Annotated in this window: 20 protein-coding genes and 1 rRNA gene; 8 read left to right on the top strand and 13 right to left on the bottom strand. The window is 47.1% G+C overall.

Translation table 11 applies throughout. The features are described 5' to 3' along the window. Positions 1-77: 77 nt before the first annotated feature. Positions 78-1,973, bottom strand: a complete 1,896-nt coding sequence (dxs, locus tag DQN52_RS00755; protein ID WP_003787146.1) for a 1-deoxy-D-xylulose-5-phosphate synthase — start codon at positions 1,971-1,973, stop codon at positions 78-80. A gap of 132 nt (positions 1,974-2,105) precedes the next feature. Beyond that, positions 2,106-2,306, bottom strand: a complete 201-nt coding sequence (locus DQN52_RS00760; RefSeq protein ID WP_003787143.1) for a hypothetical protein — start codon at positions 2,304-2,306, stop codon at positions 2,106-2,108. A gap of 404 nt (positions 2,307-2,710) precedes the next feature. Here DQN52_RS00760 and DQN52_RS00770 point away from each other — a divergent pair, with 404 nt between their 5' ends. Genes DQN52_RS00770 through DQN52_RS00785 form a run of 4 tightly spaced genes read left to right on the top strand, consistent with a single transcriptional unit; the run spans position 2,711 to position 6,698 of the window. Next, positions 2,711-4,309, top strand: a complete 1,599-nt coding sequence (locus tag DQN52_RS00770) for a peptide chain release factor 3 (RefSeq protein ID WP_003787140.1) — start codon at positions 2,711-2,713, stop codon at positions 4,307-4,309. Continuing rightward, complete coding sequence (locus DQN52_RS00775; protein WP_231954154.1) at positions 4,302-4,865, top strand: hypothetical protein; 564 nt, start codon at positions 4,302-4,304, stop codon at positions 4,863-4,865. The genes DQN52_RS00770 and DQN52_RS00775 overlap by 8 nt, the downstream gene beginning before the upstream one ends. Continuing rightward, the gene (gene earP / locus DQN52_RS00780; RefSeq protein ID WP_003787137.1) at positions 4,862-5,995 is read left to right on the top strand and encodes an elongation factor P maturation arginine rhamnosyltransferase EarP; all 1,134 of its coding nucleotides are present in this window, start codon (positions 4,862-4,864) and stop codon (positions 5,993-5,995) included. Before DQN52_RS00775 ends, earP begins: the two co-directional genes overlap by 4 nt. 49 nt (positions 5,996-6,044) lie before the next feature. Next, entirely contained in the window at positions 6,045-6,698 is a 654-nt protein-coding gene (locus DQN52_RS00785; protein ID WP_003787135.1) for a protein-L-isoaspartate O-methyltransferase family protein, read from the top strand. A gap of 63 nt (positions 6,699-6,761) precedes the next feature. Here DQN52_RS00785 and DQN52_RS00790 read toward each other — a convergent pair whose 3' ends face one another. After that, positions 6,762-6,989, bottom strand: a complete 228-nt coding sequence (locus DQN52_RS00790) for a YdcH family protein (RefSeq protein WP_003787133.1) — start codon at positions 6,987-6,989, stop codon at positions 6,762-6,764. A 107-nt stretch (positions 6,990-7,096) separates the two neighbouring features. Here DQN52_RS00790 and tmk point away from each other — a divergent pair, with 107 nt between their 5' ends. The 4 genes from tmk to grpE all read left to right on the top strand — a co-directional run bounded on the left by tmk (position 7,097) and on the right by grpE (position 9,283). Next, positions 7,097-7,717 carry a dTMP kinase gene (gene tmk, locus DQN52_RS00795; RefSeq protein ID WP_003787130.1) on the top strand — a complete coding sequence of 207 codons (621 nt, stop codon included), beginning with the start codon at positions 7,097-7,099 and terminating at the stop codon, positions 7,715-7,717. 9 nt (positions 7,718-7,726) lie between these two features. Beyond that, positions 7,727-8,170 carry a hypothetical protein gene (locus DQN52_RS00800; protein ID WP_003787129.1) on the top strand — a complete coding sequence of 148 codons (444 nt, stop codon included), beginning with the start codon at positions 7,727-7,729 and terminating at the stop codon, positions 8,168-8,170. Between the two features lie 69 nt (positions 8,171-8,239). Then, on the top strand, positions 8,240-8,599 hold the full coding sequence (locus DQN52_RS00805; RefSeq protein WP_003787127.1) for a hypothetical protein: 360 nt from the start codon (positions 8,240-8,242) through the stop codon (positions 8,597-8,599). Between the two features lie 135 nt (positions 8,600-8,734). After that, positions 8,735-9,283: a nucleotide exchange factor GrpE gene (gene grpE, locus DQN52_RS00810; RefSeq protein WP_032827756.1), complete on the top strand. Its 549-nt coding sequence runs from the start codon at positions 8,735-8,737 to the stop codon at positions 9,281-9,283. Positions 9,284-9,350: 67 nt separating this feature from the next. On the opposite strand, the gene DQN52_RS00815 is transcribed toward grpE, so the two are convergent. From DQN52_RS00815 to rrf, 10 genes are all read right to left on the bottom strand, one after another. After that, a complete protein-coding gene (locus DQN52_RS00815; protein WP_003787122.1) occupies positions 9,351-9,842 on the bottom strand; it encodes a TlpA family protein disulfide reductase in 492 nt (163 codons plus the stop codon). Further along, positions 9,839-10,252 (bottom strand): acyl-CoA thioesterase, encoded by a 414-nt coding sequence (locus DQN52_RS00820; protein ID WP_003787120.1) that lies wholly within the window; start codon positions 10,250-10,252, stop codon positions 9,839-9,841. The genes DQN52_RS00815 and DQN52_RS00820 overlap by 4 nt, the downstream gene beginning before the upstream one ends. After that, a complete protein-coding gene (locus DQN52_RS00825; RefSeq protein WP_003787119.1) occupies positions 10,249-10,611 on the bottom strand; it encodes a hypothetical protein in 363 nt (120 codons plus the stop codon). The genes DQN52_RS00820 and DQN52_RS00825 overlap by 4 nt, the downstream gene beginning before the upstream one ends. Before the next feature lie 11 nt (positions 10,612-10,622). After that, positions 10,623-11,384, bottom strand: a complete 762-nt coding sequence (locus tag DQN52_RS00830) for an MlaA family lipoprotein (RefSeq protein WP_003787118.1) — start codon at positions 11,382-11,384, stop codon at positions 10,623-10,625. Next, positions 11,369-11,650, bottom strand: a complete 282-nt coding sequence (locus DQN52_RS00835; RefSeq protein WP_003787116.1) for an STAS domain-containing protein — start codon at positions 11,648-11,650, stop codon at positions 11,369-11,371. Before DQN52_RS00835 ends, DQN52_RS00830 begins: the two co-directional genes overlap by 16 nt. Further along, on the bottom strand, positions 11,650-12,270 hold the full coding sequence (locus DQN52_RS00840) for an MlaC/ttg2D family ABC transporter substrate-binding protein (protein WP_003787111.1): 621 nt from the start codon (positions 12,268-12,270) through the stop codon (positions 11,650-11,652). Before DQN52_RS00840 ends, DQN52_RS00835 begins: the two co-directional genes overlap by 1 nt. A 43-nt stretch (positions 12,271-12,313) precedes the next feature. Continuing rightward, a complete protein-coding gene (mlaD, locus tag DQN52_RS00845) occupies positions 12,314-12,805 on the bottom strand; it encodes an outer membrane lipid asymmetry maintenance protein MlaD (RefSeq protein ID WP_003789037.1) in 492 nt (163 codons plus the stop codon). A 30-nt stretch (positions 12,806-12,835) separates the two neighbouring features. After that, the gene (gene mlaE / locus DQN52_RS00850; RefSeq protein ID WP_003787106.1) at positions 12,836-13,612 is read right to left on the bottom strand and encodes a lipid asymmetry maintenance ABC transporter permease subunit MlaE; all 777 of its coding nucleotides are present in this window, start codon (positions 13,610-13,612) and stop codon (positions 12,836-12,838) included. Between the two features lie 174 nt (positions 13,613-13,786). Next, positions 13,787-14,572, bottom strand: a complete 786-nt coding sequence (locus DQN52_RS00860; RefSeq protein ID WP_032827755.1) for an ABC transporter ATP-binding protein — start codon at positions 14,570-14,572, stop codon at positions 13,787-13,789. Positions 14,573-14,729: 157 nt separating this feature from the next. Then, positions 14,730-14,841, bottom strand: a 5S ribosomal RNA gene (gene rrf, locus DQN52_RS00865). Between the last annotated feature and the right edge of the window lie 147 nt (positions 14,842-14,988).

The following is a 14,988-nucleotide window of genomic DNA, read 5'->3' on the forward strand; positions in this document are numbered from 1 at the left end:
AGATGCGGCAACTATACGGCATTGACGCGCAAAATAAAAAGAATTTGTGTGGCTTTGGTTTATAACTGGGGGCTATATCAAGCAGCCTGCACATTTAACCAATCGCTAATCCGTTGTTGCAGGCTGCTTTGGCTTAATCCAATTTGGTCTAGCAAAATATGACTGTCGCCATGCTCGGTAACGATGTCGGGAATCGCGCACAATAAAGTCGGCTTATACCAGCCATTTTGTGCCAACACTTCCAACACCGCGCTGCCTGCTCCGCCCATTTCGGCGTTTTCTTCTACGCAAACCAAATAATCGTGCGATTGCGCCAGTTGTCCAATTAAATCAACGTCTAATGGTTTCACAAATCGCATATCGGCAACGGTGGCGTTGAGCGCGTCTGCCACGCCCAAAGCAGCCTGCACCATGCTACCAAACGCCAAAATCGCCACTTTTTCGCCTTGTTTGCGGACGATGCCTTTGCCCACTGGCACGGTTTGTAAATCGCGCTCCACCGCTGCGCCACAGCCCGAACCGCGTGGATAACGCACCGCAGTCGGTTGATTCAGCTGATAGCAAGTGGAAAGCAGCAAACGGCATTCGTTTTCATCGCTGGGCGCGGCGATGACCATATTGGGTACGCAACGCAAAAAGCTCAAATCGTATGCGCCTGCGTGGGTCGGGCCGTCTGCGCCCACAATGCCTGCACGGTCAATCGCAAACAAAACAGGCAAGTTTTGCAGCGCGACATCGTGCAACAGTTGGTCGTAGCCACGTTGTAAAAAGGTAGAATAAATCGCCACAACGGGCTTAACGCCTTGCGTTGCCAAACCTGCGGCAAAGGTAATCGCGTGTTGCTCGGCAATGCCGACATCAAAATAACGTGTGGGGAATTGCTGTTCAAATTCCACCAAACCGCTGCCTTCGCGCATGGCTGGCGTGATTGCCACCAATTTTTCATCGGCAGCCGCTTGGTCGCACAACCATTGCCCGAATATTTGGGTGTAGGTGGGACGCGGTTGGCTGGCGGTGGGCGCGTTTGCCGCAGGTGCAGGCTGCTTGCCAATCGCGTGGTATTTGACTGGGTCGTTTTCGGCAAGTTTGTAACCCTGACCTTTTTTGGTGATGATGTGCAGCAGTTGCGGCCCTTTGCGCTGGCGTAAATCTTTTAATACTTCAATCAGTTGTGGCAAATTGTGTCCATCAATCGCGCCTGTGTATTCAAAACCAAAGTTTTCAAACAGCGACAAAGAATGCTTGATGTGTTCGCCTTCGCTGGCGATTGCTTTGAATTTGGTTTCGGCTTTTTCTGCCATTTCTTTCACAGGCGTGGGCAATTTGTCCAACACTTTATTAGAGTGATGTTTGATTTCGTGCAAAATATCGCGCCAATCACGCATCACGTTTCGCGCCAAATATTTGGGCAACGCGCCAACATTGGGCGAAATAGACATTTCGTTGTCGTTCAAAATCACCAATAAATTCACGTCCATATCGCCAGCGCAGTTCAACGCTTCAAACGCCTGACCTGCCGTCATTGCGCCATCGCCAATAATCGCGACACTACGCGCTGCGCTGCCCGATAATTGATTTGCCACCGCCATGCCCAAAGCCGCGCCAATAGACGTGGACGAATGCCCAACGCCAAAATCATCGTATTCGCTTTCGCTGCGTTTGGGAAAGCCAGCCAGTCCGCCAAATTGACGAATGCTGTCCATGCGATTTTTGCGCCCTGTTAAGACTTTGTGTGGATACGATTGATGCCCCACGTCCCAAACCAAATGGTCTTCGGGCGTGTTGTAAACATAATGTAGCGCAATGGTCAGCTCAATCACGCCCAAATTGCTGGCGAAATGTCCGCCTGTTTTGCCTACGCTGTCTAACAGAAATTCGCGCAATTCATGAGCAACTTTCGGCAACTGGGATGCCGAAAGTTGGCGTAAATCTTGGGGGGATTGAATGGTGTCCAAAAGTGGCGTAGCAGTCATAGCAGTGGTTTTATTGTGATATTTTAAAGATGTGCGATTATAGCGATTTTGCAGCGGTGTTGGGTAAACAAAAAAACGAGCAGCATAATGGGCTACTCGTTTGCATAGATAAAGTGCAGGCTGCTTTTTGATTTAGCGCATTTGCTCGTTCAAAAAGTCGGCAATATCGTCAATATAGCCTTCTACTTCAAAAGCACGTTCGCTGTCGCCTGCGCTGTATGTAACCAAAGTGGTGTGTGGGTCTTCGCCACGCGGTTCTAGGCGGCGAATGTGGTCTGTGCTGACATAAATGCGGTGTCCGTGGATATTCACTAATTCAACAAGAGCAGGCATAAAAAATCCTTTAAAAATATTGGTATAAAAAACGCTCGTATCATAAAGGGTTTTACCGACAGCGACAATGAAAAAAGGCTGCGATTGCGCTTAATTGGCTGATTGACTTTGATAAATATAGAAAAAAATCGGTTGTAGTAAGCCGACAATGTGCAGGCTGCTTGGATATAAAAAGCAGCCTGCACATTAGTCATTTCGTGTGCAGGCTGCTTTGTTTTATAATACGCACCATTGCAGCCTGTTTTCATGTGCAGGCTGCTTTTTTATAGTGGATTAAATTTAGATTAGGACAAGGCGACAACGACCGCCGTGTACATCTAGTACACAAGGGAGTTGGCAACGCTGTACTAATCTAAATTTAATTCACTATACATATATTTTTGATTGAATTAAACGAGAACACCATGTCCGAAATCCTAGAACAATTCCGCAAACGCCGCACATTTGCCATTATTTCCCACCCTGACGCAGGTAAAACCACATTAACCGAAAAACTGTTGCTGTTTTCAGGCGCAATCCAAAGCGCAGGCACGGTAAAAGGCAAAAAAACAGGCAAATTCGCCACATCCGACTGGATGGAAATCGAGCAACAACGCGGCATTTCTGTTGCGTCTTCCGTGATGCAATTTGACTACAAAGACCACGTTGTCAATTTGTTGGACACGCCCGGACACCAAGACTTTTCGGAAGACACTTACCGCGTATTAACGGCGGTGGACAGCGCGTTGATGGTGATTGACGCGGCAAAAGGCGTGGAAGCGCAAACGATTAAATTGTTGAACGTTTGCCGTATGCGAAATACGCCGATTGTTACTTTTATGAACAAATACGACCGCGAAGTGCGCGACAGTTTGGAATTGTTGGACGAAGTGGAAAATGTGTTGCAAATCCGTTGTGCGCCAGTTACTTGGCCCATCGGCATGGGCAAAAATTTCAAAGGCGTGTACCACATTTTGAACGATGAAATTTATTTGTTTGAAGCAGGTGGCGAGAAATTGCCACACGAATTTGACATCATCAAAGGGATTGATAATCCTGAATTGGCAGCGCGTTTTCCGTTGGAAATCCAACAGTTACGCGATGAAATTGAATTGGTTCAGGCAGCGTCAAACGAATTTAACTTGGAAGAATTTTTGGCTGGCGAATTAACCCCTGTGTTTTTCGGTTCAGCGATTAATAATTTTGGCGTGCAAGAAATTCTCAATTCATTGATTGATTGGGCACCTGCACCGAAACCGCGCCATGCAACGGTGCGCGACGTGCAACCTGACGAGCCAAAATTTTCAGGCTTTATCTTTAAAATTCAAGCGAATATGGACCCTAAACACCGTGACCGCATTGCGTTTTTGCGCGTGTGTTCGGGTAAATTTGAGCGCGGCATGAAAATCAAGCACTTACGCATTAACCGCGACATCAGCGCGAGCAGCGTGGTGACGTTTATGTCGCATGACCGCGAGTTGGTGGAAGAGGCGTTTGCAGGCGACATTATCGGCATTCCGAATCACGGTAACATTCAGATTGGCGACAGTTTTTCGGAAGGCGAACAGTTGGCGTTTACAGGCATTCCGTTTTTCGCGCCTGAATTGTTCCGCAGCGTGCGAATTAAAAATCCGTTGAAAATGAAACAGTTGCAAAAAGGCTTGCAACAGCTTGGTGAAGAAGGCGCGGTGCAGGTGTTTAAACCGCATTCGGGCGCGGATTTGATTTTGGGAGCGGTGGGCGTGTTGCAATTTGAAGTGGTTACGGCGCGTTTGGCGGCGGAATACGGCGTGGAAGCGGTGTTTGACAATGTGTCGGTGTGGTCAGCGCGTTGGGTTTCGTGCGATGACAAAAAGAAATTGGCGGAATTTGAAAAGGCAAATGCAGCGAACTTGGCGATTGATGCTGGCGGCAATTTGGCGTATCTCGCGCCCAATCGTGTAAATTTGAATTTGACGCAAGAACGCTGGAAAGACATTGTTTTCCATGAAACGCGCGAGCATTCTGTGAATTTGAATGATTGATGAACAAAGCAGCCTGCATATGAATTGTGCAGGCTGCTTGAAATATTGCTGTCGGTTCACTAAACCAAGAATTTCTTTAAAATATTCAACACGACCATATAAACTGGTGGGAATGATGATACTTGATAAAATTGAAAAATTACTTTCAGATATAAATAAATCACTACATCAAAATGATGAAAGAGATTTTGCAACCTTAATTTCAGATAAATCTTCTGTTATCAGTAACTTTAATTTTCATCGATATGAAATATTTCATCAAAAAGTTGTAAATATCAAATTTTATTCAAGTTCTTTTCGCGGTACGTTCATGGAACAAAATGTATTCATTAACTGTGAATTTTTAAACTGTGCATTTGTAACAACCATAATCAATAACACGCAATTTAAAATTGCAAATTTATCAACTGCGTGTTCAGGTCTATATCTAGCGACGCAAGTGCAGGCTGCTTTTGTTGAATCACACCCCAATCCACAAATTTTCACAGCAAAATCCAATACCCAAATAAACCAAAAAAGCAGCCTGCAACTTCTATCCCACAAAAAAACATCATGACCACATCCCCCCCAAAAACCTGCTGGCTATTTTGCACCGTCATTGACAACTTTGGCGACATTGGCGTGTCGTGGCGGCTGGCACAACAACTGCACACCGAGCTGGGCTACACCGTGCATTTGTGGCTGGACGATTTGGCTGCACTTCGCGCCATTGTGCCAGACGCGCCCAACGCCCTGCCCTGCACACACCAGCACATTCATTTGCACCATTGGCAAGCAGGCAGCCATGCCGATGATGTGCAGGCTGCTTTTGCGCCCGATTTGATTATTGAAACCTTTGCTTGCGATTTGCCCGATAGCGTGTTACGCGTCATTGAAACGCACCGCCCCGTGTGGCTAAACTGGGAATATTTAAGCGCGGAAGATTGGGCAATCCGCACCCACGCCATGCCTAGCCTGCAAGCCAACGGCAGCGCGAAATATTTTTGGCAAATGGGATTTGTGCCGCAAAGTGGCGGTTTGTTGCGCGAATCGGATTACAAACAACAGCAAGCTAAATGGTTCGCGCCAACTCAATCGCCCCAAAAAAGCAGCCTGAACTTTTTTGTGTTTGGCTACCAAAGCCCCGTTTGGACAAAATGGTGCAAAACTTTATCGGCACAGCCACAAAAAATCACACTACACATTGCAGGCAAACCCGTGTTCCAAAGCCTGTATCAAAGCGGCTACACCAGCCAAGCCGAACCTCACGAACACCGCGCAGGCAGCCTGCACTTATTGCCGCAAGATTTTGTGCCGCAAGCGCAGTTTGACACGCTATTGTGGGCGGCAGACGCGCTGATTATTCGCGGCGAAGACAGCTTTGTTCGCGCACAATTATCGGGCAAACCGTTTTTGTGGCACATTTATCCACAAGACGAAATGGCACATTTGGATAAACTGGACGCTTTTTGGACACCTGTTTGGCGCAATCAACACGAAAAAGTGCAGGCTGCTTTTGCGGCATTATCGGGCGAACTCAATGGTGCACACAATTTGTCCGACACGCATCGCGCCGAATGTTTTGCCACTTTGTTACAACATTTTGACGTGTGGCAACAAGTCACCCAGCAATGGCAGCAAAACTTATTCGCCCAAAGCAGCGCAATGACACGGCTGCAAGATTGGCTAGTCCAACACAAGCAGTAGATAAACCGTTATAATTGCGCCCATTTAACACAGCCACAGAGAACACAACATGGACTTCAACAAAGCTCGCTTTAATATGGTAGAACAGCAAATTCGCCCTTGGGACGTTTTGGATTTTGATTTGCTGGACGCGCTGGAAAGCATTCCACGCGAATTGTTTGTTAGCAAAGAACAACAAGGCTATGCCTATGCCGATTTGCCGCTCAAATTGGACAACGGCAGCATGATGTTAGAACCCAAAATCGTTGCGCGTATGGTGCAAGGTTTGACGTTGAGCAAAACTGACCGCGTGATGGAAATTGGCACAGGTTCGGGCTATGCCACCGCCGTGTTAGCGACTTTGGTAGACAGCGTACAAACCTACGATGTGGACGAGCAACAACTGTCTCGCGCACAAGCCGTGTTGCAATCGCTTAATTTTGACAACATTCAATTTGTAGCAGAAGACGGTTTTGCCAACAGCCAACCCGAAGCCAAATACGATGCGATTTATGTAGGCGGCAGCTTACCCGAAGTGCCAGAGCAGTTAAAACAACAGCTTGCCGATGGCGGACGTTTGGTGGTGGTAGTCGGTGGCGAGCCAGTACAACGCTGCTTGCAAATCACACGCAATGGCAACGAATTCAGCCAAAAAACTTTGTTTGATACTTTGGTTACACCTTTGACTGCCAAAGCCAAAAAACCAAGCAAATTTCAGTTTTAAACCATAAACACAAAAAAGCAGCCTGCACTTTCAATAAAAAGTGCAGGCTGCTTTGTTTATGATTTAAGCTTTTTGTGCTGCTTTTTGCAAAATCACATACAACTCATCTTTCAGAGCCAATTTTTTGTGTTTCAAAACATGAATTTCTTCTTCGGCAGACGAACTGGTCACAGAATTGTTTTCCAAGCCAGTGATTTTGTCGTCCAATTCGTTGTGTTCGTTGAACAAACGAGCAAAATGCGCGTCGCTTTGTTTTAATTCAGAAATCAAATCGCGGTATTCTGGGAACATAGTGCTATCCTTTGTGGAGGGGGTTAAAAAAATCTATACATGGCTTACATTTTATAACAAAGCATTCTTTTTTGCTACAATAGCGCATCGTTAGGAGAGATAACACCATGAATGCACAATTTATTACGCTAGACGGCATCGACGGCGCAGGTAAAACCACGCAATTAAACGTGATTCGCGATTGGTTCGCCGCGCAACAACTGCCCGTTTTGTTTACACGCGAACCTGGTGGCACACCGCTGGGCGAACAGCTACGCAACATCTTGCTCACCCCCAGCAGCCAAGTATCGTTGCACACCGAAGCTTTGATGATGTTTGCCGCGCGTCGTCAGCATTTGGAAGACGTGATTTTGCCTGCGCTGGCATCTGGCACACACGTTGTTAGCGACCGTTTTACCGATGCGACTTTTGCCTATCAAGGTGGCGGACGCGGTTTGGCATACGACAAAATTCAGCAGCTAGAACAATGGGTGCAAGACGATTTACGCCCCAATTTGACCTTTATTTTGGACGTGCCGTTGGAAGTATCGGTGGCGCGAATTGAAGGCAGCCGCCAAAAAGACCGCTTTGAGCAAGAAGACCCCGCGTTTTTTGCGCGTGTGCGTGAAGCCTATTTGCAACGCGCTCAACATGCACCCGAGCGTTATGCCGTCATCAACAGCAACCGCGAAAAACCCGAAGTCAAAGCGGATATTGAAGCGGTGCTAAATCGTTTGTTTAACCGCTAGGCGTTTGTTATGAATCAAAAAAAATGGTTGTTGGTGGGTGTAGCATTTCTGCTGTTTGCGGCGATTAAAGTGGCGGCATTGATATGGTGGCAACAAAAGCAGCCTGCAACCGCATCAGCAAAAGTGCAGGCTGCTTGCGATGTCGCACAAATGGGCTGTCCGTTTTTGGGCGATGCCGTGTTCCATTTGGTGGGTGTGGGCAGCAATAAATCGCCGTTTGCGATTGAAGCCAGCCACGTTCCCGATTCGGTGCAAAGCATCAGCGCATCGTTCCAAATGAAAGACATGGACATGGGCTTCAACCGCTTTGAATTGCGTAAACAAGCCAACGGCACATGGCGCGTAAACGGCGTGTATTTGCCTGTATGCGTGGCTGGGCGACACGATTGGCAAGTGAAGTGGCAGGTCAATCAACAAACCTTTACGGCAGACTTTCGCACGCAAGCGGATTAAACCAAAGCAGCCTGCACTTTTGCGCTATAATCACACCTTGTAGTTTGTTTTACTTTGGAGAAAATAATCATGAATCTAAATACTGCATTAAAAGAAATTATGTTGATTGAAGGCGCGGTGGCGAGTTCTATTGTCGATTCCAGCAACGGTTTTATGTTGGGCGCAGAAGGACGCGGCATCGATTTGGAATACGCATCGGCTGGCAACACAGAACTTTATCACGCCAAACAAAAAATCATGCGCGCGCTGGGCATTACCGAGCATATTGAAGACTTTTTGATTACGCTGGAAACGCAATACCACATTTTGATGCCCTGCCCCCATTTAGAAGGCGTGTTTATTTATTTTGTGTTGAGCAAAGAACGCGGCACACTTGCCTTGGCAAGACGAAAACTGCATGACATTGCCAATGTTCTGACAGAAGTGTAATCCAACATATAGTGAATTAAATTTCAGGGCGTGTGAACACCGCTTCATACGCCCAAATCTTGAAAATCTTTTTGTTTACCCTATATTCTGACTGTTATGACATTCTCTTTTTTCAAATCCAAACAAGGTAAAAATATGACCGAAGCAAACCAAAACCCAGAACCAGAAATCGTTGATGCCGAAAACGCCAGCACCGAGCCAACCACAATGGAAGAATGGCAAGCACGCGCCGCCGAATTGGAAGGCATGTTGCAAGACGAAAAATTGCGCGGTTTGGCAAACGAACAAAACTTGCGCCGCCGTCATCAAGAAGAATTGCAGGCTGCTCACAAATTTGCGGCACAGCGTTTTGCTGGCGAAATGTTGAGCGTTAAAGACTATTTGGAAATGGCTTTGCTAGACCAAAGTGGCAATTTTGACACGCTCAAAATGGGCGTGAGCATGACGTTGAACGAATTGAACAAGGCGTTTGAAGCGGTGCAGATTAAGGAAATTGCATCAGCAAAAGGCGATTCGCTCAATCCGCATCAACATCAAGCGATGCAGGAAGTGGACGCGCCAGAACAAGCGGCTGGTAGCATTGTTAGCACGCTCAAAAAAGGCTACACGCTGCACGACCGCGTGTTGCGCCCTGCTATGGTAACGGTGGCGAAAGCGGAAACGGCAACGGACACAGCGGAATAAATCGCGCAAAATAAAAAGCAGCCTGCACTTTTTGTTGATGAAAAGTGCAGGCTGCTTTTTATGTATTTTACTTCGCCAATTCCGTATCCACGGTTTTATATAAATCAGCAAAATTGGGTTCGCCCACAAATGTTTGCAGGATTTCACCACGTTTGTTAATCAACACGCTGGTGGGATACAACTCGGTTTTGATAAAACTTTGTGTGGCGGTCTTTTGCGCGTCAAACATCACGATAAAGGGCAACTGGCGTTGTTGGGCGTATTCGCGCACGGCGGCTTCTGCGTCCACAGGTACGGCAATCCCCAAAATTTGAAAATCTTTGCCTTGATAGTCTTTTGCCATTTGAATGAGCTTGGGCATTTCGGTTACGCAACCTGGGCAGGACGGAAACCAAAAATTGATGAGCGTAACGCGGTTATTCAAGCTGCTGTTGTCCACCACTTTGCCTTGTAAATCGGGCAGAGAAAAGGCGGGCGCGGCTGGATACGATGGTTTGAGCGTGAACCCAATCAAGCCAATAATCAAAAGTACAACGGCAACAACGCCAATTTTTTTCATGATGATTCCATTAGGTTGGTTAAGCAAAGCAACAGCGCGTCAGGCAGCCTGCATATTTTGCCGTTTGCGCTGGTGGGCATGAGTGTGATGTCGGCAGTGGCACAGATTTGTTGCGTATCGGCAAATTCAATGCGCTGCGACAACACAATTTGCCGCGATTGCAGGCTGCTTATTTGGCTGTGAATGTGCAACACATCGCCCAAACAGGCGGCTTTGTGATAGCGTATATCGGTGCGAGACACGACCAGTTGCGCCAAACGTAAATCGGGCAGCAGATTGTGTTCGGCAAAAAAATGCCAACGCGCCGCTTCCAAAAATTCTAGATAGCGGGCGTTGTTCACATGGGCATAGCCGTCTAAATGATAGTTCAGCACCGAAATGATTAGGGGTGCAGGCTGCTTGGCAATCATGAAAGCACAATGTCTTCAAAGGCTTCTCGTTGCAAAGGCTCGCTGCTCAAATCGGTTACGATGCTGGATAGTTCTATCGCGAACCATTCTTGGAAGATTTCGGGCAACAGGTCGGGCCATTCGCTTTCGTCTGTGCACCAATCGGCAAGCTCGGCGGCAAAGATTTCTTCGACGCGCTCTTCGATTTCGTCCCACACTTCATCGGCGTTGTCGCACGGGCGAATCAGATAGGAATTGGCGTCTTCTTGCAAGTCTGCCAACGTCATGCCGTCCAAATCCATGTCGGGCAAGTCGTTGAGCCACGCCCAAAACGGCTCTTGCGGAATCACGATAAATACGCTGCGATTGACTTCATACATAATAACGCTCCTTATTGTGCGGCGGGGGCAGATGCGCTTGCAGGCTGCTCTTGCCAGTTGGCTTCGGGATCGATTAATTCTTCGTTGCTATCGGGATTTTCTACACCCAGTTGTTTGTTGCGAATGGCGATATAAGTGTCGCGCATGGCGGTGTATTTGTCCAATGCCATATCGTCTAGCGCATCGGTTGCGTCCAATAAACGCTCGCGTCCATCAACTGCTTTCGCGCCCATCAACGAATAACGCACCGCTTCTTTGGGGAACAAGGGTTGCTCAACCGAATAAACAGTGGTAACGCTTGAACCCAAGGCATCGCGTACAGTGGTCGGTCCAATCAACGGCATCACAAAATAATTGCTGTCTTTCCAACCCCACGATGCAAACGTGTCGCCCAAAGTGCTTTTATTATTGGGCATACCTGCCGCGCCTGCAATATCAATCAATCCGCCCAAGCCAAAAGTGGTGTTAATTGCCACACGCATGAAGTCTGTGCCTGCTTTTTCTACATCGCCACGCAAAACGTTGCTGGCAAAGCTGTTTACATCGCGCAGATTATTGAAAAAATTGCCAATCGCGCTGCGAGCAGGCTTGGGCGTAACGGTGCGATAGGCACGCGCTACGGGACTCATCACATAGCGGTCGGCAGCATCGTTGAACTTGAACATGGCACGATTGTATCCCTGATACGGGTCGCGCGTATTGTCGGCATGAACCACAGGCGCAGCAGCCAGCGTTGCCACCAAAATCAAACGATATACTAATGAACGAGCCATTCTTCCACCTCATATAATTGTGCCAATAATTGCACCGATTCGGGCAATGCCTGAATGTGCAGGCTGCTTTGTCTGCTTTGGCGCAATGCTTGCAAAATCAACGCCAAACACGCCGAATCGGCACGCTCTACGCCCGAAAAATCCACAGTTTGAATATTAGGCAGCCTGCACTGTTGCAAAAATTCGCGGTACGCACCGCTATTCAAGGTTTGGACACTCACATCACCCGCCACATACACGCATTGTTCGCGCACTTCGCTACGCATTATTTGCTACCATTTTTCGCTTTAAGTTCCGCAATCAAGCCGTCAATGCCTTTGCTATCCAAAATCGGTTTGAATTGCTGGCGTTGGCTTTCTACCAATTTGAACACGCCTTCAAACGACACGTTGAACACGCGGTATTTGCCACCGTCTTGATAGGTGCTGAACACGGCTTCAACAGGCGAACCGCTGGTTGGCTTAATTGTGGCGCGAACTTCTACAATTTGTTTACCGCGCAACAAGCTGCCGCCATCTTTGCTGATTGCGTTGCTTTTTACATCAACTTGCGCGTTTTTGTAGCGCAACATTTGACCTGCATACACGCGAATCAGCATTTTGCGAAATTCCGCTACCAGCGTTTGTTTTTGTGCTTCGCTTGCCTTGCTCCAATGCGAGCTAACCGCCAAGCGCGTCATCAAAGCAAAGTCAAAATACGGCATGGCGTAGTCTTCCGCTTGTTTGCGAACGGCTGCATCGTTGCTGCCATTGGCTTGTTTTAAAATGTTCAACACTTGCGTTGCATTGCCGCGCACTTGTTCCACCGCTTGTTGCGGAGTCGCCCAAGCCAAATTGATGCTCAACACGCTTGCGCTCAATGCCGCTACGATTTGTTTTGTGTTCATGTTTATGCCTTTCGTTTGTGTGATTTAAATTGCAGGCTGCTTTTTATTCTGCCGATGCAGGTGCAGGCTGCTCTTCCTTGTTAATAAAATTGTTTACAAATTTGTTGATTAAGTTTTCCAACACCACCGCCGAAGTCGTCAAAGTGAGCGTATCGCCTTCGCGCAATTTATCTTCTTCGCCACCGTTTTCCAAGCCAATATATTGCTCGCCCAGTAAACCCGAAGTCAAAATTTTCGCACTCGCATCTACACTGTATTGGTATTGTTTATCCAAATCCATACGCACTTTGGCTTGGAAACTTTGCGTGTCCAATTCAATGCTGTGTACACGTCCAACCAACACGCCTGCGGTTTTAATCGGTGCTTGCGGTTTGAGTCCGCCAATGTCTTCAAATTGAGCATACACGGTATAAGTGTTGCTCTGTCCGCCAAACGCCGTTTGACCACCAGCCACGCGAAACGCCAAAATCGCCACCGCTACAAAGCCCAGTAGCACAAATAAACCAACCCAAAATTCCAAAATACTTTTTTTCATGTTTGATACCATTTCCAAAGCAGCCTGCACTTATGCGGTGAACATAAACGCAGTCAAAACAAAATCCAATGCCAACACCGTGAGCGATGAAGCCACCACCGTGCGCGTGCTGGCACGTAAAATTCCTTCCGCAGTCGGCGTACAATGAAAACCTTGATACACCGAAATCAACGACACCGCCACGCCAAAACACAGCGATTTAATCAAGCCATTGACCACATCGTACGACAACGTGATGCCATTTTGCATATTAGACCAAAAAATGCCAGCGTCCAGCTCCAGCCATTGCACGCCAATCAAATACGCGCCCACGATACCTGCCACATTGAAAATGCTCGCCAGCAACGGCATAGACAAAAATCCTGCCCAAAAACGTGGTGCAACCACTCGCGCAATAGGGTTCACTGCCATGACTTTCATCGCTTCTAGCTGTTCGGTTGTTTTCATCAAGCCGATTTCACTGGTCATCGCGCCCCCTGCGCTGCTGGCAAACAAAATCGCCGCTAACACAGGTCCGAGTTCACGCAGCAACGATGCCGCCACCATAAAGCCCAACACATCAGCCGACTTGAATTTTGCCAACTGCGTGTAGCCCTGCAAACCCAAAACCATGCCGACAAACAAGCCCGACACCGCAATAATCAGCACCGACAGCACGCCCGAAAAATACATTTGGCGGATAACCAATCGCAGGCGCAACAACGATTGCGGCAATAAAAAAAGAATGTTGCACAAAAACAAAACCACCGCACCCAAAATGCGAATAAAGCCCAAGGTTTTTGCGCCAACTGTTTGAATTATGTTCATAACTAATCATCAAAAAATCAAAAAGGGCAATGGTAAGCAGTAAGAACAGCCTGCACTTTTTATTTAAGCATATATAGTGAAGTGAAATAAAAATAGGACAAGGCGACAACATCCGCAGTGTGCGAATAGCACATAAGGGCGTTGGTAACGCAGTCATATTGCGATTTCACTTCACTATAACAAATCCTGCTTCAAAGTCGTCTCTGCTGGATAACGGAACGCCACCGGCCCATTAGGCAAACCTTGCACAAACTGACGTATCCATTCCGAATCCGACTGCTCCATTTCTTGTGGCGAGCCAGAAAACAAAATTTCGCCATTCGCCAAAAAAATAATCTGATCCACCAGTTGCAAAGAATGCCCCACATCATGCGTAACCATGATGCTGGTTGAGCGTAACGCCTTATTTGCACGATGAATCAAATGAGCAATCACGCCCAAAGAAATCGGGTCAAGCCCTGTGAACGGCTCGTCATACAAAATCAAATCAGGGTCAAGCGCAATCGTCCGCGCCAAAGCCACGCGCCGAGCCATACCACCCGACAATTCCGCTGGCATCAATTTTTCTGCGCCACGCAAACCCACCGCGTGTAATTTTAGAATCACCAAATACCGAATCACTTCTTCGGGCAACTGCGTGAGTTCGCGCATTGGGAAAGCGATGTTGTCATACACATTCAAATCGGTAAACAATGCGCCATGCTGGAACAGCACGCCCATTTTGCGGCGATGTTCGCGCAAACGAGCAGCGGAAAAATCGGCTAAATTTTCGCCATTGATTAAAATTGTGCCAGAAGTGGGCGATAGCTGCCCTGTAATCAATCTCATCAACGTTGTTTTGCCACTGCCCGAGCCACCCATAATCGCCGCAAATTTCCCCTGTTCAATGGAAAAATTCACATTATGCAAAATCGGTCGGTCACCATAGGCAAAAGCAACATTTTGAAATTCAATAGACATTTGAAATAGAAATACAAAATCAGAAAGTCGAACATGATATGCTGCTACATCAAGTTTCGCAAGCATTCTAATCTAAATTAACGGTTTATTACGCAATGAAAAAAAAAGCAAAACCTCCTGCGAATATAGATTATTAGCAGGAGGTTTGTAATAAAGAGTTTGGCGATGACCTACTTTCGCATAGGGACTATACTATCATCGGCGCTGGTTTGTTTCACTGTCCTGTTCGAGATGGGAAGGAGTGGGACCAAACCGCTATGGTCGCCAAACGTAAACTGTCAAATTGGTAAGCCGTTAGAAAAAAATTTCTTTCGTTATTTATTATTTAATCAACTGTATTTCGGTGATAAACTGTATTCATCAGTAAGCTTTATCTTTTTGATTACTTTGCTTTGTATTTACATTATTTGTGTTTA

This window comes from Kingella kingae (assembly GCF_900475905.1).
In the GTDB taxonomy this organism is placed as follows: domain Bacteria; phylum Pseudomonadota; class Gammaproteobacteria; order Burkholderiales; family Neisseriaceae; genus Kingella; species Kingella kingae.

Excerpts from the sequence above, each read along its gene's own strand:
- dxs (WP_003787146.1), bottom strand. The coding sequence starts at position 1,973 with ATGACTGCTACGCCACTTTTGGACACCATTCAATCCCCCCAAGATTTA.
- DQN52_RS00760 (WP_003787143.1), bottom strand. The coding sequence starts at position 2,306 with ATGCCTGCTCTTGTTGAATTAGTGAATATCCACGGACACCGCATTTAT.
- DQN52_RS00770 (WP_003787140.1), top strand. The coding sequence starts at position 2,711 with ATGTCCGAAATCCTAGAACAATTCCGCAAACGCCGCACATTTGCCATT.
- DQN52_RS00775 (WP_231954154.1), top strand. The coding sequence starts at position 4,302 with ATGATTGATGAACAAAGCAGCCTGCATATGAATTGTGCAGGCTGCTTG.
- earP (WP_003787137.1), top strand. The coding sequence starts at position 4,862 with ATGACCACATCCCCCCCAAAAACCTGCTGGCTATTTTGCACCGTCATT.
- DQN52_RS00785 (WP_003787135.1), top strand. The coding sequence starts at position 6,045 with ATGGACTTCAACAAAGCTCGCTTTAATATGGTAGAACAGCAAATTCGC.
- DQN52_RS00790 (WP_003787133.1), bottom strand. The coding sequence starts at position 6,989 with ATGTTCCCAGAATACCGCGATTTGATTTCTGAATTAAAACAAAGCGAC.
- tmk (WP_003787130.1), top strand. The coding sequence starts at position 7,097 with ATGAATGCACAATTTATTACGCTAGACGGCATCGACGGCGCAGGTAAA.
- DQN52_RS00800 (WP_003787129.1), top strand. The coding sequence starts at position 7,727 with ATGAATCAAAAAAAATGGTTGTTGGTGGGTGTAGCATTTCTGCTGTTT.
- DQN52_RS00805 (WP_003787127.1), top strand. The coding sequence starts at position 8,240 with ATGAATCTAAATACTGCATTAAAAGAAATTATGTTGATTGAAGGCGCG.
- grpE (WP_032827756.1), top strand. The coding sequence starts at position 8,735 with ATGACCGAAGCAAACCAAAACCCAGAACCAGAAATCGTTGATGCCGAA.
- DQN52_RS00815 (WP_003787122.1), bottom strand. The coding sequence starts at position 9,842 with ATGAAAAAAATTGGCGTTGTTGCCGTTGTACTTTTGATTATTGGCTTG.
- DQN52_RS00820 (WP_003787120.1), bottom strand. The coding sequence starts at position 10,252 with ATGATTGCCAAGCAGCCTGCACCCCTAATCATTTCGGTGCTGAACTAT.
- DQN52_RS00825 (WP_003787119.1), bottom strand. The coding sequence starts at position 10,611 with ATGTATGAAGTCAATCGCAGCGTATTTATCGTGATTCCGCAAGAGCCG.
- DQN52_RS00830 (WP_003787118.1), bottom strand. The coding sequence starts at position 11,384 with ATGGCTCGTTCATTAGTATATCGTTTGATTTTGGTGGCAACGCTGGCT.
- DQN52_RS00835 (WP_003787116.1), bottom strand. The coding sequence starts at position 11,650 with ATGCGTAGCGAAGTGCGCGAACAATGCGTGTATGTGGCGGGTGATGTG.
- DQN52_RS00840 (WP_003787111.1), bottom strand. The coding sequence starts at position 12,270 with ATGAACACAAAACAAATCGTAGCGGCATTGAGCGCAAGCGTGTTGAGC.
- mlaD (WP_003789037.1), bottom strand. The coding sequence starts at position 12,805 with ATGAAAAAAAGTATTTTGGAATTTTGGGTTGGTTTATTTGTGCTACTG.
- mlaE (WP_003787106.1), bottom strand. The coding sequence starts at position 13,612 with ATGAACATAATTCAAACAGTTGGCGCAAAAACCTTGGGCTTTATTCGC.
- DQN52_RS00860 (WP_032827755.1), bottom strand. The coding sequence starts at position 14,572 with ATGTCTATTGAATTTCAAAATGTTGCTTTTGCCTATGGTGACCGACCG.